Origin of the sequence: Flavihumibacter sp. UBA7668, from assembly GCF_002483205.1 — a bacterium.
Classification (GTDB): Bacteria; Bacteroidota; Bacteroidia; order Chitinophagales; family Chitinophagaceae; genus Flavihumibacter.
Genome location: NZ_DLHM01000003.1, coordinates 78,318 through 100,512, shown reverse-complemented (window position 1 = coordinate 100,512; position 22,195 = coordinate 78,318). Strand labels below are relative to the sequence as shown.

Here is a 22,195-nt window from a genome sequence, read left to right as displayed (position 1 = left end):
ACCAAAATAAACCAGAGTTTTGTGCTGAAAAAATAAAAATGTTTAATGGCGGCAATTTTGTTTAAGTGGGTACTTGTTTCCTGGCTCAGCTGGATGCACCCTTTTTATGTTGGTGTCACGGAAGTTCAACATAATCAACCCGAAAAAACGCTGGAGATCAGTATAAAACTATTTATTGATGATTTTGAACGCGGACTCACTGACCAATACAAAACTGCTGTTGATCTAAGTAATCCGAAAGATCCCAAACAAACTGAAACATGGGTATTTCAATATATTCAAAATAATTTTAAATTGAAAGTGGATGGCAAACCGGTTCAGTTGGAATTTGTCGGATATGAAAAAGAACGGGAAGCCGCCTGGTGTTATGTGCAGGTAAAAGGGATTGGTTTTGTTCAGAAAATGGAACTTACCAATACACTTTTATATAATGTACTGAATCAACAGATTCACCTGATTCACCTGAATGCGAATAACCTGCGGAAAAGTGGCAAAATAATGTTTCCGGAAAGGCAGTTTTCCGCCAGTTTCTAGTCTTCATCATCCATTCCTTCCCTTATATCCTGCGAAATGGTAACCATTATTTTATCAATCCGAAGAGAATCCATATCGATTATTTCAAATCGGAACCCTTTCCATTCCAATGTGTCCCCGGTATGAGGGATTCTTTCCAGTTTGTGAAGAATAAATCCGGCCAGTGTGTTGAACTCCTGTTCACCTTCATTCATCCAGTCGGTCATTTCAAATCTGGATAAGAAATCATAAAAAGGAATCTGGGCGTCAACCAGATAGCTTCCATCATCCCGCTTGATGATTTCATAATCTTCTATATCCGGCTGCGGTAAATCACCAACAATTGCTTCCAGGATATCATTTAATGTTATCATTCCAAGTACAGAACCATACTCATCCACAATAAAACAGGAATGTAATTGAGTCTCCTTGAATTTTTCCAAAACGCGGTAAGCAGTATTGTTTTCAGGAACAAACATGGCCGGCTTCATGATATGCTTAAACAAAGTAAGGTCATTTGTAATGTATAGGTCCTTTATCGATACAACCCCCTTTATATCGTCGATGTCTTCATTGCATATAGGATAGATGGAATGTGGTTCCTTGATGATTTTTTCCTTGATGGACTGTTCATTGTCATTGATGTCGAACCAGATAATATCACTCCGGTGGGTCATCAGGGATGTAATATTTCTGTCGCCAAGATGAAATACCCGTTCAATTATTTCCTGCTCTGCTTCCTCTATGGTACCCTGCTCGGTTCCTTCGCTGATGATGGCTTTGATTTCTTCTTCCGTTACCTGAGAGTCATTGGGCTTAACACCTAATAACCGGCTTAAAAGGTTGGTTGATTTGCTCAGTAACCAGATGAAAGGGTGTGTGACCATACTAATGATTCGCATTGGTCCGGCTACCAGTTTGGCAATTTTTTCAGGATTGGACAGACCAATTCTTTTTGGTAATAATTCACCCAAAACCATGCTGAAATAGGTAAGAATTATTACAACAATTGCGGTGGCAATTCCATTGGCATACTGGCTGATGGCTGGAAACTGACGAAAAAAATCTGCTGTGTCGGTGGTAAGTGTTTCACCGGAAAAAATACCAGTCAGGATACCAATTAGTGTAATCCCAATTTGCACCGTAGATAAAAAAGTGTCAGGATGATTGGCCAGGGCCAGCGCCTCTTTCGCCCTCAGGTCACCTCTTTGCGACTGAGATTCGAGTCTTGCTTTCCTCGCGGAAACCAGCGCGATTTCCGCCATTGAAAAAATACCATTTAAAAGAATTAAACCTAATATTATAAAGATCTCAAGCATGTTTTGAAGTTCAGATAGCCTCCGGTTTCGGAAGGCCAATATTTTTATTGAAGATACTACTCATTCCATAACCCAGCATGGCGCCAAGCAATCCGCCAGCTATTACGTCCAGTGGATAGTGTACGCCTACATATACCTGGGCAAATGATACTAGGGCCGCAAACAGAAAGAGAATATTTACCCATGGTCCAAGCAAAGGCCTTAAGGATAAAGCAACAAATCCGGCAAAACCAAAATGATTGGTGGCATGGGAAGAGGTGAAACTGCTGCTACGTGGACAATAGCGTACAAAAAAACGAACCTGGTCCATAATCTCGGGATCCCGGCAGGGCCTGATGCGTATTATATTGTTTTTTATGAGGTTGCTGCTTATCTGATCAGTTAACGCAATAGTACAAATAGCAAAAAGTACCCACCACCAGCCTTTTTTACCTAAATTCTGGATAGCCAGAACAAAGAAAAACAGATAGAGAGGTATCCAGAAATAAGTTTCACGGATATGCTGGAAAATAAAATCCAGTAGGGGATGATGCCAATGGCTGTTTATCTGAACAAAAATCTTTTTGTCCATTTCAATCACCCGGTTAAAAAATTCCATATTTATTACAACTTACACAAAAATAGGTAGTTAGCAATAATAAAGCCGGGATGTTTAAATTATTACGAAATTCGCGCGCATGTTCAGGATTTCCCCCATACTACGATGGATCTTACTTATTAGTTTGTTTCTGCTTGTAACCATGTCATTGGCAAGACTGTTCACCTGGATGGTATTTGCTGTTCCTGAATCCGGGGATAGTTCTGTATTTCCTACTTTTTGGCTAGGGTTTCGATATGATTTCAGAATTGTTGCACTGATTGGATTGCTCTTATTTGTTTTTGGTAATATTTCTGCATTAAATCCTTTCAAGAAGGAAAGAGCAAAAAAAGCCTGGACCTGGATTCTTGGGGTGGTATTTCTTTTATTAATTATTTTTTATATTATTGATTTTCTTCACTTCAGGTATCTTAATCAGCGATTGAATGCCAGTGCGCTCGGTTTTCTGCAGGATGCGGGAATTTCCGCCAGTATGGTATGGCAAACCTATCCTGTAATTCGACTTTTACTGGCTGTTATTTTTCTCACCTGGTTGATGGTGCTAAGTATCCGGCGAACCTTTAAATGGAGCAGGGTCGAAAATTATCGACCGGTAAAGCCGTATTCCTGGTTGCTCCCAGTTTTACTTTTTCTGATTTGGGGTATTGGTATATTTGGAAGAATAGGCCAGTATCCATTAAGATGGAGTGATGCATTTAACCTGGGCTCCGACTTTAAAGCCAATATTGCATTGAATCCTGTCCAATCTTTTTTCAGCTCTTTTAGTTTCCGAACTTCTTCCTATGATATAAAAACCGTTCGTAATAGTTATTCCGAAATGGCAGACTGGCTGGGTGTTGATGAAAAAGACAGTGTGAAATTGAATTTCCGAAGGGATATGCAACCCGATACCATTGCAAACTGGTCGGGTAGTTCAACGCCCAATATTGTGCTGGTAATCTGCGAAAGTTTCAGCGGTTATAAAAGTTCGATGTGGGGAAGTCCGTTAAATACAACTCCTTATTTTGATCAGCTATGTCGGGAAGGATTGTTTTTTGATAATTGCTTTACACCAACCATCGCAACCGCCAGAGGCGTATGGGCAACTATTACAGGTGTTCCGGATGTTGAACTGGTTAAAACGGCAAGTAGAAATCCTATGATGGTAGATCAGCATACCATTATAAATGATTTTAAAGACCATACTAAATTCTATTTTATCGGAGGTAGTACAAGCTGGGCAAACATCCGTGGAATCCTGAACAATAATATAAGTGGATTGACCATTTTTGAGGAAGATGATTATGAAGTACCTCGCATTGATGTTTGGGGTATCAGTGATAAACACCTTTTCCTTGAAGCAGACAAAGTTTTACAAAAAGAAAAACATCCATTTTTTGCAATCATTCAAACAGCGGATAATCATCGCCCCTATACAATTCCGGAGGAAGACAGGGAGGCACTGGGTATTGTTGATTTTCCACTCGATAGTCTTCGCAAATACGGATTTGAATCAAATGAGGAATTAAACGCTTTCCGATATACCGATTACTGCTTTAAAACGTTCATTGAAAAGGCAAAAAAATCTGCTTATTTTAATAATACACTTTTTGTATTTATCGGAGATCATGGTATTGCTGGTAATGCAGGATCGCTTTTTCCAGATTCCTGGACAAAAAATTCACTCTCTTCCAATCATGTTCCGCTTTTGTTTTATGCCCCTGGAAAAATACCTGTAAAAAGAGTGCATGATATTTCTTCTCAGGTAGATGTTCTTCCAACGATTGCAGGTATAGCTAATATTCCCTATCGGAATACAAGTTTAGGGCGTGATCTGGCCAGCATGCATTTTAACGGAGAAGGAAGACTTAGCAGGGCATTTATCCTCGATATCAACAATAAAAACCGCGGAATTCTATACAATCAGTATTATTATAGCAGGTCTCTCCAGGGAGGGATTAATTCATTGGAATGGGCTGATTTCTCTGCGAAGCAAACTGGTTCTTTGCCAGATAAAAACTGGTATGAGTGGTGGTCCAAAGCCTATTTTGAAACAGCCAGGTATATGCTGTTAAATAATAAAAAAACTGGAGTTAGGTAGGCGGGAAAAACTTTTTTGCCATAATAATCATTCTGGGTGAGTTTTTCACATGATAATGCCCGAAATTATAATCACCATATACTTCCTGAATTTGTAAGTCATGAAAGGCAAGCATGTCTGTCATATCGCCCAAAGAAAATTTGGTAACCTTTTCAGTATATATCAATGGTTCAGGAAAGGTTGAATCCATTATTTCTATTTTTTTGTAAAAATGGGTTTCATCGAACCATTTGGTAATGTAAAATTCTATCCCGTTTACCACTTCCTGGTGTGTATGAATAAGATTGTCTTCTGTAAAATGAACATTCAAATAATCGATAATAAAAATGCCGCCCTGTTTTAAAGATTGGGCAATGGTTCGGATCACATTATAATTCTCTCTCTCCGTTTTGAAATAGCCGAAACTTGTAAAAAAATTAAAGGCATAATCAAAATAATTCACCCAGAATGGAAGACGCATGTCGTGTAAATAAAAATGAAGCTGATCATGGGCGTATTTTTGGGCTTCCTCTATGCTTGCAGGAGCCAGATCAATTCCGGTAACTTCGTAACCAAGAGCAGCAATCACCTGTGCATGTCTTCCTTTTCCACAAGCAATATCGAGCATTCTCGATCCGGAGGGAGGATGTAAATATTGAATAAGGCGACGAACAAAATCATCCGCTTCTGCTTCATTGCGCCGATGATATAATAAATGGTAATAGGGTGAATTGAACCAGTTTTCAAACCAATCTCCCGTTGACATTTGAATATTTTTATCAAATGTAATCGCCGGGGCGCAAATTTTGATAAATCTTCAATAATTAGACTGCTCACCGCATGGCAGAATCGCTTATTTTTGACCCTATAAACCTTTGAACTGTGGCATTGATAAAAAGTATATCCGGCATAAGGGGAACAATCGGCGGGCACCCAACTGAAAATTTGACACCTCTTGATATTGTTCGTTTTGCGGCTGCCTATGGCAGCGTTTTAATTGAAAAAAATAAAACACCAAAAGTTGTGATAGGCCGGGACGGTCGTATCTCTGGTGAAATGGTGAGTCAACTGGTATCACAAACCCTGGTTGGATTGGGGATTCAGGTCGTTGATCTTGGTTTGAGCACAACTCCTACGGTGGAAATGGCCGTTGTTTGGGAAAAAGCAGATGGGGGAATAATTTTAACTGCCAGTCATAATCCCAAAGAATGGAATGCATTAAAGCTTTTAAATAGTGAAGGGGAGTTTATTTCTGCTGAGACAGGAGCACTGGTACTTGAACTGGCGGCAAAAGAAGCTTTCCAATTCTCCCCGGTCGATAAACTCGGCACCATCACGGCCAATACTGCCTATCTCGAAAAGCATGTTCAGGCAGTATTAGACTATCCTCTGGTAAACAGGGAAGCAATTGCGAATAAGCAATTTAAGGTAGTGGTGGATGCCGTCAATTCGAGCGGCGCATTTGCTATCCCAATGCTCTTGAAAGCGCTCGGCGTAGAGGATGTCATTGTTCTGAATGGCGAGGTGAATGGCCGGTTTGCCCATAATCCGGAACCATTGCCTGAAAACCTGGTCGGACTAAGTGCTGAAGTGAAAAAACAAGGCGCTTCACTTGGTATTGCAGTTGATCCGGATGTGGACCGCCTCTGTTTTGTTTGTGAAGATGGAAGCATGTTTGGAGAGGAGTTTACCCTGGTGGCAGTATCGGATTATGTACTTTCTAAGCGTAAAGGCAATACGGTTTCCAATATGTCTTCAACCAAGGCATTAAAAGAGATTACACTGCAACACGGCGGTGAATACTTCCCTTCAGCTGTAGGTGAAGTTAATGTGGTTAAGAAAATGAAAGAAGTGAAGGCGGTAATCGGTGGTGAAGGAAATGGTGGCATTATCGTACCGGATTTCCATTATGGCAGAGATGCACTTATTGGAGTTGGTCTGTTTCTCAGCGCATTGGCACAGCATAAAAACGGAATCAAATCATTCCGTACCAGATATCCGGATTATTTCATTTCAAAAAACAAAATTGAACTGGAAAAAGGCGTAAACGTGAAGGACATTTTCGATAAAATTGAAAAAAAATATAAAAAACAGCCCATCAATACGGAAGACGGATTGAAAATTGAATTTGAAACTGACTGGGTCCACTTAAGAACATCGAATACGGAGCCAATAATCCGGATTTATGCGGAAAGCAATTTCGAAACAACTGCAAATAATATAGCCCTTCGACTAATGCAGGATATTAAAGAGTTCATCCAATAAAGCTTAGGAAGGAGATATCAGAAATATTTTGGAAATTTGCGGCTCGCTGAACAGGCGAGCTTTTTTTATCGCTCAAATTACCCAAGTGCAACGAATCTATTTTGACAATGCAGCAACTACCGCTCTGGACCCAATCGTTCTGGAAGCCATGATGCCCTATCTGACCAATAAATTTGGAAATCCATCTTCCATTTATTCCTATGGGCGGGAAAGCCGGCTGGCTATTGAATCTGCACGTAAAGTTGTTGCTAAATTACTGGGTGCACACCCGGCAGAAATATTTTTCACTTCTGGTGGAACTGAAAGTAGTAATACTGCTATTCTGGCCGCCGTTCAGGATCTTGGCTGCACCCATATAATCAGTTCTCCTTTGGAACATCATGCCACCCTCCATACGGTTGAATTTCTGCAGAAAACCCGTGGAATTTCGGTGAATTGGGTAAAAGTGGATTCAAACGGACATATAGATTATGATGATTTGAGAGAAAATCTGGCAAAACTTTCCGGAAAATCGCTGGTTACCCTGATGCATGCCAACAATGAAATTGGAAACCTGACAGATATCAACAAAGTAGGAGAATTCTGTAAGGAATTTAACGCTATTTTCCATTCCGATACTGTTCAGACTGTAGGACATTATCCGTTTGATCTTAGAAATACTCCGGTACATTTTATCACCGGAGCCGGACATAAGTTTCATGGACCAAAAGGGGTCGGTATTTTATATGTTAATGAAAATGTTCAGATTCAACCTTTTCTTCATGGCGGATCTCAGGAAAGAAATATGCGCGCAGGAACTGAAAATCTATATGGGATTGTAGGATTTGCCAAAGCATTAGAACTGGCAATGGAGAATTATGAAAAGGATAGTGCTTATATCGGTGGATTAAAGAAATATATGGCAGAGAAGGTGCTTGCAGATATTCCAGGCACGTCACTTAATGGTGATTGTTATGGAACTAGTTTGTATACTGTTCTGAATATTGCATTTCCAAAAACAGAAAAGTCTGAAATGCTTCTTTTTAACCTTGATATCAGCGGTATTTGCGCTTCAGGCGGAAGTGCCTGTACAAGTGGTGCGGACCTTGGGTCTCATGTTATCAGAGCATTCAATCAGGATCCGAATAAAGTAGCCGTTCGGTTCTCCTTTTCAAAACATAATACCAGAGAAGAAATTGATCTGGTTATTGGGAAGCTGAAGGGGATGCTTTGATCAATTCAAACAATAATTCAGGTTCGTTGGTGGTAATCATTGGAAACTGATGTGCCAGGAAGTAACGAAGGTTTTTCTCATCGTTCACTGTCCATACATTAAGCATCATCTTATTCATCTTTGCCTGTTTTATCCAGTTTTCGTTTTTCTGAAAAACGGATAAATGATAATCAAGTCCGGTAATACCATCTTTCAATAATTCATCAGGAGATTTATTGCCTGACAAAAATTGCACATGAGCAGCAGGGTCCATTTTTTTTACTTCCAGCAATATCGAATAGTCAAAACTAATATAACTTACCCAGGCCTGTGCACCCAACTCATGTACCAGTTCAACTGTCTTACGGGCTCGGCTGGCCGCCCTTTCCGGGCCTTTATCTGTAGGTTTGATTTCTACAATTAATTGAGTTCCGTATTGATTCATGCCCGATAGCAGGTAAGCGCGCAGAGTTGGTAATACTTCCCCATTACTTAGCAGATCAACAGCCAGTTCCGCATACCTGAAATCTTCAATTGCTTTTCCATTAAAATGTGCGTCATGATTTATGATCAGACTATCATCTTTCGTATAGTGAACATCAAATTCAGATCCGGCACAACCCAATTTTACCGCCTGTGCCAATGCTGCCAATGAATTTTCCGTAGTTGCCAGTTTTTTCCATGCACCTCGGTGAGCAATTACCTGGTTTTTATGAAATCTATTATTTAGTATCCTGAATTTCTTTTGTTCTTTTTGTCCATTTCGAAGAAAATCCAACTCAACCATCAATTCGTTCCTGCTTTTTATTTCCTGCTGTCCTTTTTTGGTGAGCACCAATTGATTATTCTTCCAGAAAAAAAAGTCAGAAGAACCAGTTACCCGTACATTCTCATAGCGGCCATTTATTAATTCACCGATAGTTGCTTTTCCAGCATACCGGTAATTGGATAATCCTGCAAGCCCGGTCTGAACCGATTGTGCTGTTACTATCATAGCCGAAAAAAATGTTACCAATATTATAATGCCCGTTTTCATTATGGCAAGTTAATTAATCAACGGATCATGTTTTTGATTTCCTGCAATTTTAATAAGGCTTCAACCGGGGTGAGCCGGTTGATGTCCAATCCATCCAGCGTTTTTCGGATACTCTCAAATGTTTGTGTATGAACATCAAAAATGGATAATTGCATTTTGGGTCCACCTATTTCTTTCACTTTTTCGTTTAGGGAAGCAACTGAAGGATCCTTACTGTCTATTGTCTGAATAGATTGGGTTTCCAGTTGTTCCAGAATTTCATTGGCTCTCCTGATCAGGGAGGAAGGCATACCCGCCATTCTGGCAACATGAATACCAAAACTATGGGTGCTTCCACCCGGTGCCAGTTTTCTAAGAAAAATAATTTTATTGCCGACTTCCTTATTAGTGATATGGAAATTCCGAACCCTGGTCAGGTTGTTTTCCAATTCGTTCAATTCATGGTAATGGGTTGCAAACAGTGTCAGCGGTTGCTGAGCAATCTGGTGCAGATGCTCCACCATACTCCAGGCAATGGATATTCCATCATAGGTAGAAGTACCCCTTCCTATTTCATCCAGTAAGATCAGGCTGCGATGGGTAACATTATTCAGAATGCTGGCAGTTTCATTCATCTCCACCATAAATGTGGATTCTCCTCCACTCAGGTTATCAGAAGCCCCAACACGCGTGAATATTTTATCTGTCAATGGTAGCTTTGCCTGATTTGCCGGTACAAAACTTCCCATATGTGCCATAAGGGTAATAATTGCTACTTGTCTTAGCAATGCACTTTTACCCGACATATTGGGACCGGTAAGTATAATAATTTGCTGATCCGTTTTATTCAATGTCAGATCATTGGATACATATTGTTCACCCGGATTGAGGAAACGTTCAATTACAGGATGACGGCCCGCTTCAATAAAAAGATCTTCCTGGTCTGTAATAACAGGTTTTTTATAACCAAAATGGACCGCATTGGATGCAAAACAAATCAAGCAATCGAGTATCGCCAGAATATTTCCATTGGTCTGAATCGGAGAGAGGAAATCCTGCAATTCGTTCAGCAGGGATTCGAATAACGCGAATTCCAGTGCAAGGATTTTATCCTCCGCTCCGGTTATTTTTTCTTCATACTCTTTTAATTCCGGCGTAATATATCGCTCCGCATTGGTAAGGGTTTGTTTTCTTGTCCAGCTGTCCGGAACCTTATTTTTATGCGTGTTCGTTACTTCTAGATAATAACCAAACACATTATTAAATCCGATTTTTAGTGAGGGAATCCCGGTTTTGGCAGCTTCCTCCTGTTGCAGACGGACCAGGTATTCTTTTCCTGTGGTAGCAATTGCGCGCAAATCATCCAACTCTTCATTTACTCCCGCTGCTATATAGTTACCCTTAGCAGTTGTAGGAGCGGGGTTCTCCATCAGTTCTTTCAGAATTTTTTCTGCTATATAGGTACAGGGATTTAACGCATTGGAAAGTCGACGCAGGTATTCATTGGTAGAACCTGTTGAGTATGCCTGAATTTCCTTTACCTGCTGCAGCCCCTTGGCCAGATGGATGAGCTCCCTGGGGCCGATTTTTTTCAATGGTATTTTACTTACCAAACGTTCTACATCCCCGCATAGCCGGATATGATGACTGGTTTTATTGCGCTCCTCCACCTGGGTTATAAAATGTTCTACCAATCCTAGCCGCTCATTAATTTTCGTCAGGTCTTTCAAAGGAAATACCAGCCATCTTTTTAAGAGTCGGGCTCCCATAGGCGAAACTGTCTGATCCAATACTTTTAATAGCGAATGTGCATCGCTGTTAGGTCCGCCCAGTAATTCCAGATTCCGAATGGTGAAACGATCCATCCAGAGAAAATCTTCCCGATCAATGCGCTGCATGGAAGAAATATGCTGCAGGTTGGGATGCTCGGTATCCCGCAGATAATGCAGCACAGCCCCGGCAGCTACCAATCCGAGTGATAACTCTTCCACACCAAATCCTTTCAGGGAATGGGTTTGGAAATGTTTAAGCAGGGTTTCCTGCGCATATACATCCTGGAAAATCCATTCATCCAGTGTATAGGTATAAAATTTTGCACCAAAATATTCTTTAAAGCTCTTTTGGCGGTTTCGCTGGAAAAGGACTTCAGCCGGTTGAAAGCTTTGGAGTAATTTGTCAGCATATTCCCTGTCTCCCTGTGCAAGAAAAAATTCACCCGTAGAAATATCCAGAAAAGCGATACCAAATAAATCATCATCGGCAAAATACAAGGCTCCCAGAAAATTATTGGAATGATGTTCCAAAAGTTTTTCATTGGTGGTGGTACCCGGAGTAACCATTTCTGTTACGCCTCTTTTCACAATTCCCTTTGCCTGTTTGGGATCTTCCAACTGATCGCAGATGGCCACCCGATAGCCTGCTTTAACCAGCTTATGCAGATAGGTATCCAACGCATGATGGGGAAAACCAGCCAACTCTGAAGAGGATGCCGATCCATTGTTGCGTTTCGTAAGAGTAATTCCCAATACCTGAGAGGAGATAATGGCATCCTGTCCGAAGGTTTCATAAAAATCACCCACCCGAAACAGTAAAACGGCGTCCGGATAACGTTGTTTGATCGCTTTATGCTGCTGCATCAGCGGAGTATCTGCACTGGATTTAGACATAGCCAGCAAATATAACGCCTTCATATACAAACCCATTCGGGTGAAAACACGGTGGGGAAAAGTTGGGAATCAAAGGTTGTATATTTGCACCATGCGAAAATTGAGCATGGATGAGTTGGGTAGGAAATCGGTAGAGGAATTCAGGCAGTCAGACAAAATTCCCATCATCGTTGTACTTGATAATATTAGAAGTATGCATAATGTGGGAAGTGTATTTCGTACGGCCGACGCTTTTTTGATTGAAGCCATTTATCTCTGCGGGTATACCCCCCAACCTCCTCACCGGGATATCAATAAAACAGCCCTGGGAGCAACAGATTCCGTAAACTGGTCCTATTTTCCCACCACCCTGGAAGCTGTGGAAGCGCTTCGAACTAAAGCATATGGCATATATGCGGTGGAACAGGTAACGGATAGCTTTTTGCTAAACCGTCTGAGTACGGATCCGGATGAAAAAATTGCACTGGTTTTCGGAAATGAAGTGACCGGTGTTGACGCTGAAGTGCTACCATTATGCAACGGTTGTATTGAAATCCCGCAATTTGGAATGAAACACTCGCTCAATGTTTCCATTGCTGCGGGTATTGTATTATGGGAATTGGTTCGGCAAAAAATTTAAGCAGTTATGTCTACCATAAAAAATTACCTGAGTCTGATCAAATTTAGCCATACCATCTTCGCAATGCCCTTTGCGATGATCGGATTTTTCCTGGCTGCCACCGGATCTACTGGATATTTTGGCCTTCTGACACAGGATTATCGACTGGTGCTCTTAAAATTTATACTGGTTATCCTTTGCATGGTGTTCGCCAGATCTGCAGCCATGGCCTTCAACCGGTATCTTGATCGTCATTTTGATGCAAAAAATCCCAGGACCGCAATTCGTGAAATTCCGGCTGGTATTATCAGCGCAGATAAAGCCCTTTGGTTTACCATAGCCAATGCCCTTCTGTTTATAACCACTACGTTCTTTATAAACCGGCTTTGTTTTTATCTTTCCCCGATCGCTTTATTGGTGGTATTGGGTTATAGCTTTACCAAGCGCTTTACCGCACTTTGCCACCTGGTATTGGGACTCGGACTTTCCCTTGCTCCAATAGGAGCCTACCTCGCTGTAACCGGCGAATTTGACTGGCTTCCGGTCCTCTTTTCATTTGCAGTTATTTTCTGGGTAAGTGGTTTTGATATCATTTATGCATTACAGGATGAAGAATTTGACCGGTCGCAACAATTGCATTCCATTCCGGCCTCTTTGGGTAAACAAAAGGCGTTATGGATTTCAGAACTATTGCACCTGCTGAGTGCAACCAGCGTTGTGCTTGCCGGTATTCACGGCCATTTTGGCTGGTGGTATTGGGCCGGGGTGATCGTTTTTACAGGAATGCTGGTGTATCAGCACTCTATTATAAAACCAACTGATTTAACCCGGGTGAACCTGGCATTTATGACTGCTAATGGGATTGCCAGTGTTGTTTTTGCACTATTCGTTATTGCAGACTTATTAGTTCGATAAACTGCTTAAATTCATTTCATGCCAAGAATAATGGCCATTGATTATGGCGGAAAAAGAACCGGTATCGCGGTAACGGATCCCTTCCAAATCATTGCAACCGGTCTTACTACTATCCCCTCCAAAGAATTGATACCCTTCCTGAAAAAATATATGGCAACCGAGGAGGTTGAACGGATCATTATCGGCGAACCCAAGAATTGGGATGATACGGATACACATGCTACTCCACTGGTTGCTGCTGCAGTAAAAGAAATCCAAAAAAACTTTCCTCTTATCCCGCTGGAAAAAGTGGATGAACGTTATACTTCTGTAATGGCTAAACAAACCATGCTGCAATCGGGGCTCAAAAAAAAGGCCAGGAGAAATAAAGCACTGGTGGATGAAATCGCTGCTACCATCTTATTACAGGAATGGTTGGGCCGGATTATGTAACTTTGCCCGCTAAGCTTCTAAGAATCATGATATTACCAATAGTGGCCTATGGCCATCCTGTTTTGAGGGAAACAGCTAAAGAAATTGATAAAAATTATCCAGGTCTGGAGCAACTCCTTGCTGATATGTGGGAAACCATGTACAATAGTAATGGAGTTGGCCTTGCTGCACCGCAAATCAATAAATCCATTCGACTGTTCGTAGTGGACAGTTTACAAATTATCAATAACCTCGAGGACGATGAAAAGGAAGACTATCCGGGAGATGAAGGTATTCGGGAAGTTTTCATTAATGCAAAGATCAAACAGCTGGATGGTCAGGAATGGTTGTATAATGAAGGCTGTCTGAGTATTCCTAAAGTGCGCGAGGATGTTTCCAGAAAAACAGCTGTTACGATAACTTACCTGAATGATGCTTTTGAACCACAGGAAAAAACCTTCACCGGCATCACCGCCAGAGTAATTCTGCATGAATACGACCATATAGAAGGGAAACTTTTTATTGATCATATCAAACCATTGAAGCGCACCCTTCTGAAAAGAAAACTCGATGATATTTCCAAAGGAAAAATCAGGGTGGATTATCGTATGCTTTTTCCCAAATAACCAGCCAGACAGATTTATCCTATGAAAACAGGGCACCGTATCCTATGGGTAATTATGTTGCTTTCCATCCAAGTGCAGGCACAGGACTCCTTGCTCAAAGTAGGGGATAAAATTATTACCCTGAAGGAAGTAGTGGTGTTGTCCAATATGGACGTACCTGGTTTTATTAAAAGGATACAGCTGGATACCAGTTTTTACAGAGCGTTTAAAAACCTGCATGAGTTAAATTATACGGCATTGAATGATGTTCGCATGCTGGATAAAAAGGGGAGTGTGGAAGCTTCGCTTGAAAGTAAAACGGAGCAGAAATATCAAAATGGCTGCAGGGAAATGACCGTTCGCGAGGAGAAAACCAGTGGCAAAATGAAGGATAAGCACGGCGAATGGAATTATACCACCATGGAAATGTATGCCGGTCTGTTTTTCACTGATGGAAAAATTTGTGGTGAAAATAATTCTGTTTCCCAGGCAGAATTAAATCTGAAAAATAAACGTGGACTGGAAAAACATAAAGAGCAACTGAAAATGCTGTTCTTTAATCCCGGAAGAAAAATCCCGGGAATTCCTTTTATCGGAGATAAGATAAATATCTACGAAGAGCCAATGTCAGCACTCTATGAATATGTGCTGGATATGGAAAATTATAAAGGTGAAAACTGCTATGTTTTTAGAATTGCAGCCTTACCCGATCTTCCACCCTCCAGTCAAAATGACATCGTTATCAATAAGGTGGAAACCTGGTTCAATCCTACAGATATGCGCATAATGGCGCGACGATATGATCTTAGTTACCGGGCAGGGGTTTATGATTTTGATGTTCAGATGGATGTTGAAATGACCAGTTTGGGTGAACTGCTGGTGCCTTCACTCTTGCGTTATACAGGAAACTGGAAAGTGGCACTAAAAAAAAGGGAACGAGGTATTTTCACAGCCACACTATTTGGATTCAGTAAATAAATCTCCCTTTGCTTTTACATATCTTCTCCATTTTTCAATAAGTTGATCCATGTCAGCAGGTAATTCAGAATCAAAACGCATTTCCTTTCCAGATGTTGGATGCAAAAAACCTATACTTTTTGCATGTAGTGCATGTCTTGGGCAGAGTGCAAAACAATTATCAATAAACTGTTTGTATTTGGTATAAACAGTACCCTTAACAATTCGGTTGCCCCCATAGAAATCGTCGTTGAACAAAGGGTGCCCGATATGCTGCATATGAACCCTGATCTGGTGGGTACGGCCTGTTTCCAACCGGCATTCTATCAGGGAAACATAACCGAATCTTTCCAAAACGGTATAATGGGTGATGGCATCTTTACCATAATCCCCTTCGGGATAAGCATCGTATAATTTCCTGAAACGTTTATGCCTGCCAATATGTGCTACTATGGTTCCTTCATCTTCAGTGGGGTCACCCCAAACCAGGGCAATATATCTTCTGTAAACTGTGTGGTTAAAAAACTGTTTAGCCAGCGAAGTTACCGCCAGATCAGTTTTTGCCATTACCATCAAACCACTGGTATTTTTATCGATCCGATGAACCAATCCAAACCTGGGCAGATTTTCTTCCGTAATTCCCGGATTTTGCTGTTGCAAATACCAGGCAATTCCATTCACTAAGGTTCCATCCGGATTACCGGAACCAGGGTGTACAACCAAACCTGCTGGTTTATTAATAATCAGGATATCGGAGTCTTCATACTCAATTGGAATCGGCATTTCCTGCGGCTCAATTTTTTCGCCTCTTTTTTCATAGTGGGAATACACAACGATTTCATCAGCAGGCCGGATTTTATAGTTTGACTGCGTTGTTTTACCATTGACCAGCACCCTGCCCGCATCAATTGCCTTCTGCACTTTGTTTCGGGTGGCATGTTCAATCCGGGCAACCAGAAATTTATCTATCCTCAGTGGTTCCTGTCCACCATCAATCCGAAAGCTGTGCTGCTCATACAGCTCTTCGGAGCCTTCTTCCTGATCGTCCAATTCATCTTCCACCTGATCCGATACCATTTTTACCAAATTTTTGCAAAAATACAAATCCCCGGCCAGTCGGTCGTAAATTTGCAAAATGCAAAATCTGCACCTACAAGATCTGGGACGAATGAATTATCAGCCCGCATGGGAAATTCAGGAAAACCTGCTGCAATGGAATCTTGCAAAAAAAGCCGGTGGCGAGCCTGAAAATACACGTCATCATTTATTGCTGGTAGAACACGCTCCTGTTTACACGCTGGGTAAAAGTGGTTTAATGGAACATGTTCTGATTGATGAGGAAACCAGAGAAAAAATGGGTATTGAATTTTTCAAAACTAACAGGGGGGGAGATATTACTTTTCATGGACCCGGGCAATTGGTTGGTTATCCCATCCTGGATTTGGAAAAGATATATACCGATATCGGAAAATACCTGCGAAATCTGGAGGAAGTAATCATTCGGACCATGGCTTTTTATGGTTTGAAAGGGGAGCGTTCGCCAGGAGAAACAGGTGTTTGGGTGGATCCCGCAATTCCGGGAAAGGAACGGAAAATCTGTGCCATGGGCGTTCGCTGTAGCAGATGGATAACCATGCATGGTTTTGCATTCAATGTAAATACTGATCTGACCTATTTTGACAATATTATCCCTTGCGGAATCCATCAAAAATCAGTTAGTTCTCTTGAACTTGAACTTCAACGTAAGATTGATATGGATGAAGTGAAAAAAGTACTGATTCGTGAATTTCAGGAGGTTTTTGAATTACAGGAACTTAAAAATCACGACTGACAAAAACCCTGTTCTTCTCAAGTAATTTTCCATCTTCGAAGATTTCAAAATAGTACCAGCCGGCTTTCATGAAATTGGCTTTATCAAGTAAGAGGGTAGCATCTCTGATTTCTTTGATTTCGAATAAGGGACTAAGGTCCTCTTCAAAAAACTTCACCAGGTATTTTCTTCTGGCATACCAGGGCAGTTCAACATGGATTAAACCGGCTTTATCTATAAAAATATACCTGGATAAACCAAATACTTCTTTGGGTCTGAAGGGTCTGATAACAATGGTGTCCCGGCTTGACATTGTTATGGTATCCTTAGTTTTCATACTGATCGAATCCCTGAATCGTTGAATGAAACGATCATTTAATTCCCCCACGATTTCATCACCCCGTTTGATGATGAGGTATTTTTCCGGTTCAGGTTGTGGAATTCGGGGTTTTTCATCTGGAACCGGCTCCGGTTTTTTAACTGGAGCAGTTTCTACGGGTGGTTTGGGTTGCTGCACCAAAAGTCTGGGTTTGGGAGCCGCCGGGATGGATTTAGCCATTTTTGACAGACTAAAACTATATTCTCCACCATCCAGCATAATATAGATACGGTAATAAAAATTGGTATCGGGCAAATTTTGATCAAGGAATCCATTCTTAAGCACTGTTGGATCAGGGATGCTTATGATTGTCTTGAATAATTTCGTACTATCCCTTGATCGCTGAATGCTTAACTGCTTTATTTTAGTTCCATAAGGATTTGTCCAACTTACGAGAATCTTATTTTTTGCCTTTATTTCTGCCGAAAAAGAGGGCAGGGTATCCTGCGCGATTCCGGCGTGAGAAAGGAATAAAAAAAACAGGATCGGACAAAGCCGGAAAAAAAAGCGGTGTTGATTCATCATCGCAACAAATATAAGATAGTCAGTATGCTTTCTGTACAATTAAAAGATCAAATTATCAGGATCAATTGAGCGATTTCCCTGTAATCCTCCACTATGAATTAACAATATTTTTGAATCTTTGGGAAAATAGTCTGTTGTACATAATTCATGCCATGCATAACATAGTTTCCCTGTATAAACAAAATCAGTAGGTATTTGGGTTGCTGCATAAAACTGATTCATAAAGGCAAGCAAGGTAGGATTGTGTCGGGCATATCCGCCAAAATGATATTGATTAAGCACCTTTATTCGATTCTGTAGGGAAGGGAATTTTTCCAGTATACCTGCTGCTATCCTTTCTTCCCCTTTAAGGCTGCTTATTCCTACTATTTGTTGGTTTGATATTGATGCCAGAGCCAAACCGGCAAGCATAGTTCCGGTGCCTACCGCCACTAGAATATGGGTGTATTTTTCCAGATCCTGTACAAATTTTAGAATTTCTCCAGCACCTAATATTCCCGGCTCTCCCTGTCCGCCCTCATTGATCAGCAAGAAATCAGGGTGCTGTTTCTGTAGGGAAGATAGTAATGCATCCCGCTCTTTATAGATACTCCTGTTGATAAACTTCAACTGCATGCCCAGTTCTGATATCTCTTGTAAAGTACTTCCGGGGGTATGCGGTTTTTCCCCTCTTATAATTCCAATACTTTCCAAACCATTGATTTGTGCTGCAGCTGCTACCGCCAATAAATGATTGGACCAGGGGCCACCCAATGTAAGAAGTCCTGTTTTATGCGCCTGTTTTGCCATTTCCAGGTAATACTTCAACTTAAACCACTTATTTCCACTGATTTGCGGATGAATTTTGTCGAGCCGAAGCATATCGGTTTCAATCGATTGCTTCGGCGACAACTGGATTTTATCAATTGTAATGAGGTCGGTATCAATGGATAAAGTCATTATGATGTTTTATATTCGTGCCCGAAACAAAAATAGAAGAATGAAACCAACCTTAGTAATTCTGGCCGCAGGAATGGCATCCCGCTATGGAAGTTTAAAACAGATACAATCTTTTGGTCCTAGTGGAGAAACTATTATGGAATATTCCATATTTGATGCAATCCGGGCAGGGTTTGGCAAAGTTGTATTCATTATAAGAAAAGAGTTTGAAACTGACTTTAAAGAGGTTTTTGGTTCTAAGCTCGATGGTAAAGTAGCCGTGGATTATGTTTTCCAGAGCCTGGATGCCTTTCTTCCCGGTGTTTCCGTTCCTGAAGGGAGAACCAAACCATGGGGAACTGCTCATGCCGTTCTTTGCGCAAAAACTGCCGTTCAGGAGCCCTTTGCCGTAATTAACGCCGATGATTTCTACGGACAGGACGCATTTGTAAAAGCATACAATTTTCTAACCACAGCTTGCAGTCCGTCTAAATATGCAATCATTGGGTATGAATTATTAAAGACACTCAGTGATCATGGTACCGTTAACCGTGGTGTCTGCAGGGTAGATGGAGCTGGCAACCTGGAATCCATTGCAGAGCGCCTGAATATTTCCATGAAAGAAGGTAAAATAGTATGTGATGATAACCAGACACCTGCTGAACTCCCGCTGGATTCAAGCGTGTCCATGAATTTCTGGTGTTTCCATCCTTCCGTTTTCACCATCAGTCAGGAAATGTTTGACGCCTTTGTTAAACAACACTACGAAGAACCCAAGGCTGAATTCTTTATTCCTATAGTAGCGGATGACTTTATTAAATCGGGAAAAGGTGTGATTCCGGTAATTCAGACAAGTTCCAACTGGTTTGGTGTAACCTATAAAGAAGATGCACCAAGTGTTCAGGCCAGTCTGGATGCACTTGTTGCGGCAGGAGAATATCCCGATAATCTCTGGAAATAAGTTTCGGGAACCGTTTTTTCATTACAGGCCGATTAGTTCAGGCACTATATCAATAAGGGAAAATCTATCAGTAGGACAGAGCAGGACAGTTGATTGATTTTCCCTTATTAAGTTCCCCTATCAATTGATTGCTTTGTAATGAGAGAAGAATCTGTTTTTTGGTTATGGTCCTTTTTGGGCAGGCTGCATCCTATGCTTGTCCATTTTCCTATAGGTTTGATCTGTATGGCTTTTCTGCTGGATCTGATCAGCTGGAGAAAAAAAGATAGTTCCTTTCAATCTGCTATTCGCCTGATTTTGATGGTAGCTTCTGTTAGTGCGATCCTTTCTGTAATTGCCGGCTTATTTTTAATCAATTCAGCATCCTATGGCAGTTCCATTCTTCCTATTCATCAATGGGTAGGCATCGCTACGCTGGTTTTAGGTAGTGTAGCTACAGGCTTCTATTATAGCTCTAAACCAGGGATGGGTAGATTTTTTCTAATCAGCTCGATGGTTAGTGTATTGGTTACCGGACATTTCGGAGCTGCGCTTACTCACGGAGAAGATTACCTTACAAGCGTGTTACCCGGTAATGAAATAAAGAAGGAAGAATCGGGTGGTCTCATAGTTAATTTCGCATCCTTTCAGGGACCCTTAACCGAAACTACTGAACAGGAACTGAATTTTCAGGTGCGAAGTATCCTTGCTCATCATTGCTATAGCTGCCATGGTGCTGCTAAGGTGAAAGGAGAGTTGCGACTCGACAAAAAAGAATTTGTTTTTGCAGGAGGCGAAAACGGACCCGTACTTATTGCAGGAAACGCTGCAGGATCCGAACTTATACGTCGTGTCAAACTTCCCCGCTCGCATAAAGAGGCCATGCCTGGAAAAGGTAAGGGGCTTTCTGCTGAAGAAATAAAGTTGCTGGAATTTTGGATAGATAAAGGTGCACCCTGGCCGGATGGTCCGGTTAAAAGTTTGTACAGGGTGGCTGAACTGGCACAAAGATTACCCGAACTTCCACCTATAGAAGGGCGGTATAGTCATCCGGTAGACAGAATTATAACGGCCTATTTTAAAAAAACAAAGCAGCAATGGCCGGCACCAGTGGAAGATCGGATTTTCATGAAACGGGTATATCTGGATCTGGTGGGTTTATTGCCCAATCCCGTTTCCATCGATTCATTTATTTCTGATAAGCATCCTGACAAAAGGCTGAAACTGATTCAGTCGCTACTTGATAATAAACATGCCTATAGTCAGCACTGGCTCAGCTTCTGGAATGATTTGCTCAGAAATGATTATACCGGTACCGGTTATATTACTGGTGGGCGTTACGATATCACGAAATGGTTATACAATTCCTTATACACCAATAAACCATATAATGAATTTGTTCGGGAACTGATTAGTCCGGGTGCTTCCTCACAAGGCTTTATAAAAGGAATCCAATGGAGAGGCACCATAAATTCCAGCCAAAGTACCGAAATGCAGGCAGCACAAAATGTATCACAGGTTTTTCTGGGATTAAATCTTAAATGTGCAAGCTGTCACGATAGTTTTATCAGTGATTGGAAACTGGAAGACTCCTATGCGTTTGCTAATCTTTTCTCGGATAGCATACTTCAGATTGCCCGCTGCGATCAGCCAACCGGAAAATGGGCCGATAGCCGGATTCTATATCCTCAGTTGGGTGAAATCGATAAAGGATTGCCGAAAGATAAACGGCTGGAACAGCTGGCTGATAAACTGGTACAGCCGGAGGATGGCAGACTTTACCGAACCCTGGTAAACAGAATCTGGGCGCAATTATTTGGCCGCGGATTGGTGGAGCCGGTTGATGCAATGGATAATGAACCCTGGAATCAGGACCTGCTGGATTGGCTGGCACATGATTTCGTAACTTCAGGCTATGATATTAAAAAACTGTTGGTAACAATTTTGACTTCTCAGGCATATCAGGCTCCATCTGTTACTGTAAAAGAACCGGAACTATTATTGTCGAAGGATTTTAAGTTTAAAGGAATGATCAGGAAAAGAATGACAGCTGAGCAATTTGCAGATGCTATTGCCACCGTTTTTGAACCACTCTATCCTGATTCAGTAATTGTATCAAATCTGTTACCGGATTCTGTTCGCTGGAATATGCCATTTGCCAGAGCTGCATTGGTCAAAAATGATCCTTTTTTAATTGCCCTTGGACGGCCGGCAAGAGAAACGGTCACGACCAGCCGAAGTTCACAGGCCAATCTTATTCAGGCATTGGAATTAACCAATGGAACCATCCTTCATGAAGCTGTAAAAAGGGCAGCAGAGAAATGGAAAAATAAATTACCTGCGGAAATGATTCCTGATGTATATAAAAAAGCACTGGGGAGAAATCCAACTTCGGACGAAACAGACCTTGCAAAAAAAGCGCTCGGAGCAAAACCCGACGCTTCGGCTGTGCAGGATTTTCTCTGGGTTATGGCCATGCATCCGGAATTCCAGTTAATTTATTAACCCGT

The 22,195-nt window shown here is 41.4% G+C and carries 20 protein-coding genes; 12 read left to right on the top strand and 8 right to left on the bottom strand.

What is annotated here, in order from left to right; genetic code table 11:
- Window positions 1–45 precede the first annotated feature (45 nt).
- On the top strand, window positions 46–534 hold the full coding sequence (locus B2746_RS06150) for a DUF6702 family protein (RefSeq protein WP_290791978.1): 489 nt from the start codon (window positions 46–48) through the stop codon (window positions 532–534).
- Here B2746_RS06150 and B2746_RS06145 read toward each other — a convergent pair.
- Together B2746_RS06145 and B2746_RS06140 are read right to left on the bottom strand one after the other, a co-directional pair.
- On the bottom strand, window positions 531–1,832 hold the full coding sequence (locus tag B2746_RS06145) for a hemolysin family protein (RefSeq protein WP_290791977.1): 1,302 nt from the start codon (window positions 1,830–1,832) through the stop codon (window positions 531–533). The two genes, B2746_RS06150 and B2746_RS06145, sit on opposite strands and share 4 nt — an antisense overlap.
- Window positions 1,833–1,842: 10 nt before the next feature.
- Complete coding sequence (locus B2746_RS06140) at window positions 1,843–2,430, bottom strand: phosphatase PAP2 family protein (protein WP_290791976.1); 588 nt, start codon at window positions 2,428–2,430, stop codon at window positions 1,843–1,845.
- 79 nt (window positions 2,431–2,509) lie between these two features.
- On the opposite strand from B2746_RS06140, the gene B2746_RS06135 reads away from it, so the two are divergent.
- A complete protein-coding gene (locus tag B2746_RS06135) occupies window positions 2,510–4,510 on the top strand; it encodes an LTA synthase family protein (RefSeq protein ID WP_290791975.1) in 2,001 nt (666 codons plus the stop codon).
- Here B2746_RS06135 and B2746_RS06130 read toward each other — a convergent pair.
- Window positions 4,503–5,255: a class I SAM-dependent methyltransferase gene (locus B2746_RS06130; protein ID WP_290791974.1), complete on the bottom strand. Its 753-nt coding sequence runs from the start codon at window positions 5,253–5,255 to the stop codon at window positions 4,503–4,505. The genes B2746_RS06135 and B2746_RS06130 overlap by 8 nt on opposite strands.
- A gap of 116 nt (window positions 5,256–5,371) precedes the next feature.
- Between B2746_RS06130 and glmM the strand changes: the two genes are divergently transcribed.
- Together glmM and B2746_RS06120 are read left to right on the top strand one after the other, a co-directional pair.
- Complete coding sequence (gene glmM / locus B2746_RS06125) at window positions 5,372–6,754, top strand: phosphoglucosamine mutase (protein ID WP_290791973.1); 1,383 nt, start codon at window positions 5,372–5,374, stop codon at window positions 6,752–6,754.
- An 85-nt stretch (window positions 6,755–6,839) separates the two neighbouring features.
- Window positions 6,840–7,967, top strand: a complete 1,128-nt coding sequence (locus B2746_RS06120; protein WP_290791972.1) for a cysteine desulfurase family protein — start codon at window positions 6,840–6,842, stop codon at window positions 7,965–7,967.
- Here B2746_RS06120 and B2746_RS06115 read toward each other — a convergent pair.
- Entirely contained in the window at window positions 7,939–8,982 is a 1,044-nt protein-coding gene (locus B2746_RS06115) for a glycerophosphodiester phosphodiesterase (protein WP_290791971.1), read from the bottom strand. The two genes, B2746_RS06120 and B2746_RS06115, sit on opposite strands and share 29 nt — an antisense overlap.
- A gap of 17 nt (window positions 8,983–8,999) precedes the next feature.
- Complete coding sequence (mutS, locus tag B2746_RS06110; RefSeq protein ID WP_290791970.1) at window positions 9,000–11,627, bottom strand: DNA mismatch repair protein MutS; 2,628 nt, start codon at window positions 11,625–11,627, stop codon at window positions 9,000–9,002.
- 91 nt (window positions 11,628–11,718) lie between these two features.
- Between mutS and B2746_RS06105 the strand changes: the two genes are divergently transcribed.
- From B2746_RS06105 to B2746_RS06085, 5 genes are read left to right on the top strand one after another with little or no spacing between them, the layout of a single operon-like run.
- The gene (locus tag B2746_RS06105; protein ID WP_290791969.1) at window positions 11,719–12,246 is read left to right on the top strand and encodes an RNA methyltransferase; all 528 of its coding nucleotides are present in this window, start codon (window positions 11,719–11,721) and stop codon (window positions 12,244–12,246) included.
- Between the two features lie 6 nt (window positions 12,247–12,252).
- A complete protein-coding gene (locus B2746_RS06100; RefSeq protein ID WP_290791968.1) occupies window positions 12,253–13,140 on the top strand; it encodes a UbiA-like polyprenyltransferase in 888 nt (295 codons plus the stop codon).
- A gap of 18 nt (window positions 13,141–13,158) precedes the next feature.
- The gene (gene ruvX / locus B2746_RS06095; protein ID WP_290791967.1) at window positions 13,159–13,572 is read left to right on the top strand and encodes a Holliday junction resolvase RuvX; all 414 of its coding nucleotides are present in this window, start codon (window positions 13,159–13,161) and stop codon (window positions 13,570–13,572) included.
- 26 nt (window positions 13,573–13,598) lie between these two features.
- Complete coding sequence (gene def / locus B2746_RS06090; protein WP_290791966.1) at window positions 13,599–14,177, top strand: peptide deformylase; 579 nt, start codon at window positions 13,599–13,601, stop codon at window positions 14,175–14,177.
- 21 nt (window positions 14,178–14,198) lie between these two features.
- Entirely contained in the window at window positions 14,199–15,134 is a 936-nt protein-coding gene (locus tag B2746_RS06085; protein ID WP_290791965.1) for a hypothetical protein, read from the top strand.
- On the opposite strand, the gene B2746_RS06080 is transcribed toward B2746_RS06085, so the two are convergent.
- The gene (locus B2746_RS06080; RefSeq protein WP_290791964.1) at window positions 15,114–16,190 is read right to left on the bottom strand and encodes an RluA family pseudouridine synthase; all 1,077 of its coding nucleotides are present in this window, start codon (window positions 16,188–16,190) and stop codon (window positions 15,114–15,116) included. The genes B2746_RS06085 and B2746_RS06080 overlap by 21 nt on opposite strands.
- A gap of 58 nt (window positions 16,191–16,248) precedes the next feature.
- Between B2746_RS06080 and lipB the strand changes: the two genes are divergently transcribed.
- Window positions 16,249–16,944, top strand: a complete 696-nt coding sequence (gene lipB / locus B2746_RS06075; protein WP_290791963.1) for a lipoyl(octanoyl) transferase LipB — start codon at window positions 16,249–16,251, stop codon at window positions 16,942–16,944.
- On the opposite strand, the gene B2746_RS06070 is transcribed toward lipB, so the two are convergent.
- Together B2746_RS06070 and B2746_RS06065 are read right to left on the bottom strand one after the other, a co-directional pair.
- Complete coding sequence (locus B2746_RS06070; RefSeq protein WP_290791962.1) at window positions 16,928–17,827, bottom strand: hypothetical protein; 900 nt, start codon at window positions 17,825–17,827, stop codon at window positions 16,928–16,930. The two genes, lipB and B2746_RS06070, sit on opposite strands and share 17 nt — an antisense overlap.
- A gap of 39 nt (window positions 17,828–17,866) precedes the next feature.
- Window positions 17,867–18,766 carry a 1-aminocyclopropane-1-carboxylate deaminase/D-cysteine desulfhydrase gene (locus B2746_RS06065; RefSeq protein ID WP_290791961.1) on the bottom strand — a complete coding sequence of 300 codons (900 nt, stop codon included), beginning with the start codon at window positions 18,764–18,766 and terminating at the stop codon, window positions 17,867–17,869.
- Between the two features lie 40 nt (window positions 18,767–18,806).
- On the opposite strand from B2746_RS06065, the gene B2746_RS06060 reads away from it, so the two are divergent.
- Window positions 18,807–19,706, top strand: a complete 900-nt coding sequence (locus B2746_RS06060) for a nucleotidyltransferase family protein (RefSeq protein ID WP_290791960.1) — start codon at window positions 18,807–18,809, stop codon at window positions 19,704–19,706.
- 138 nt (window positions 19,707–19,844) lie between these two features.
- On the top strand, window positions 19,845–22,190 hold the full coding sequence (locus tag B2746_RS06055; protein WP_349680605.1) for a DUF1549 domain-containing protein: 2,346 nt from the start codon (window positions 19,845–19,847) through the stop codon (window positions 22,188–22,190).
- The last annotated feature ends 5 nt before the right edge of the window (window positions 22,191–22,195 follow it).

Excerpts from the sequence above, each read along its gene's own strand:
- B2746_RS06055 (WP_349680605.1), top strand. The coding sequence starts at position 19,845 with ATGAGAGAAGAATCTGTTTTTTGGTTATGGTCCTTTTTGGGCAGGCTG.
- B2746_RS06065 (WP_290791961.1), bottom strand. The coding sequence starts at position 18,766 with ATGACTTTATCCATTGATACCGACCTCATTACAATTGATAAAATCCAG.
- B2746_RS06140 (WP_290791976.1), bottom strand. The coding sequence starts at position 2,430 with ATGGAATTTTTTAACCGGGTGATTGAAATGGACAAAAAGATTTTTGTT.
- lipB (WP_290791963.1), top strand. The coding sequence starts at position 16,249 with ATGCAAAATCTGCACCTACAAGATCTGGGACGAATGAATTATCAGCCC.
- B2746_RS06080 (WP_290791964.1), bottom strand. The coding sequence starts at position 16,190 with ATGGTATCGGATCAGGTGGAAGATGAATTGGACGATCAGGAAGAAGGC.
- B2746_RS06070 (WP_290791962.1), bottom strand. The coding sequence starts at position 17,827 with ATGATGAATCAACACCGCTTTTTTTTCCGGCTTTGTCCGATCCTGTTT.
- B2746_RS06145 (WP_290791977.1), bottom strand. The coding sequence starts at position 1,832 with ATGCTTGAGATCTTTATAATATTAGGTTTAATTCTTTTAAATGGTATT.
- B2746_RS06100 (WP_290791968.1), top strand. The coding sequence starts at position 12,253 with ATGTCTACCATAAAAAATTACCTGAGTCTGATCAAATTTAGCCATACC.
- ruvX (WP_290791967.1), top strand. The coding sequence starts at position 13,159 with ATGCCAAGAATAATGGCCATTGATTATGGCGGAAAAAGAACCGGTATC.
- B2746_RS06085 (WP_290791965.1), top strand. The coding sequence starts at position 14,199 with ATGAAAACAGGGCACCGTATCCTATGGGTAATTATGTTGCTTTCCATC.
- B2746_RS06135 (WP_290791975.1), top strand. The coding sequence starts at position 2,510 with ATGTTCAGGATTTCCCCCATACTACGATGGATCTTACTTATTAGTTTG.
- mutS (WP_290791970.1), bottom strand. The coding sequence starts at position 11,627 with ATGTCTAAATCCAGTGCAGATACTCCGCTGATGCAGCAGCATAAAGCG.
- def (WP_290791966.1), top strand. The coding sequence starts at position 13,599 with ATGATATTACCAATAGTGGCCTATGGCCATCCTGTTTTGAGGGAAACA.
- B2746_RS06105 (WP_290791969.1), top strand. The coding sequence starts at position 11,719 with ATGCGAAAATTGAGCATGGATGAGTTGGGTAGGAAATCGGTAGAGGAA.
- B2746_RS06150 (WP_290791978.1), top strand. The coding sequence starts at position 46 with ATGGCGGCAATTTTGTTTAAGTGGGTACTTGTTTCCTGGCTCAGCTGG.
- B2746_RS06115 (WP_290791971.1), bottom strand. The coding sequence starts at position 8,982 with ATGAAAACGGGCATTATAATATTGGTAACATTTTTTTCGGCTATGATA.
- B2746_RS06130 (WP_290791974.1), bottom strand. The coding sequence starts at position 5,255 with ATGTCAACGGGAGATTGGTTTGAAAACTGGTTCAATTCACCCTATTAC.
- B2746_RS06060 (WP_290791960.1), top strand. The coding sequence starts at position 18,807 with ATGAAACCAACCTTAGTAATTCTGGCCGCAGGAATGGCATCCCGCTAT.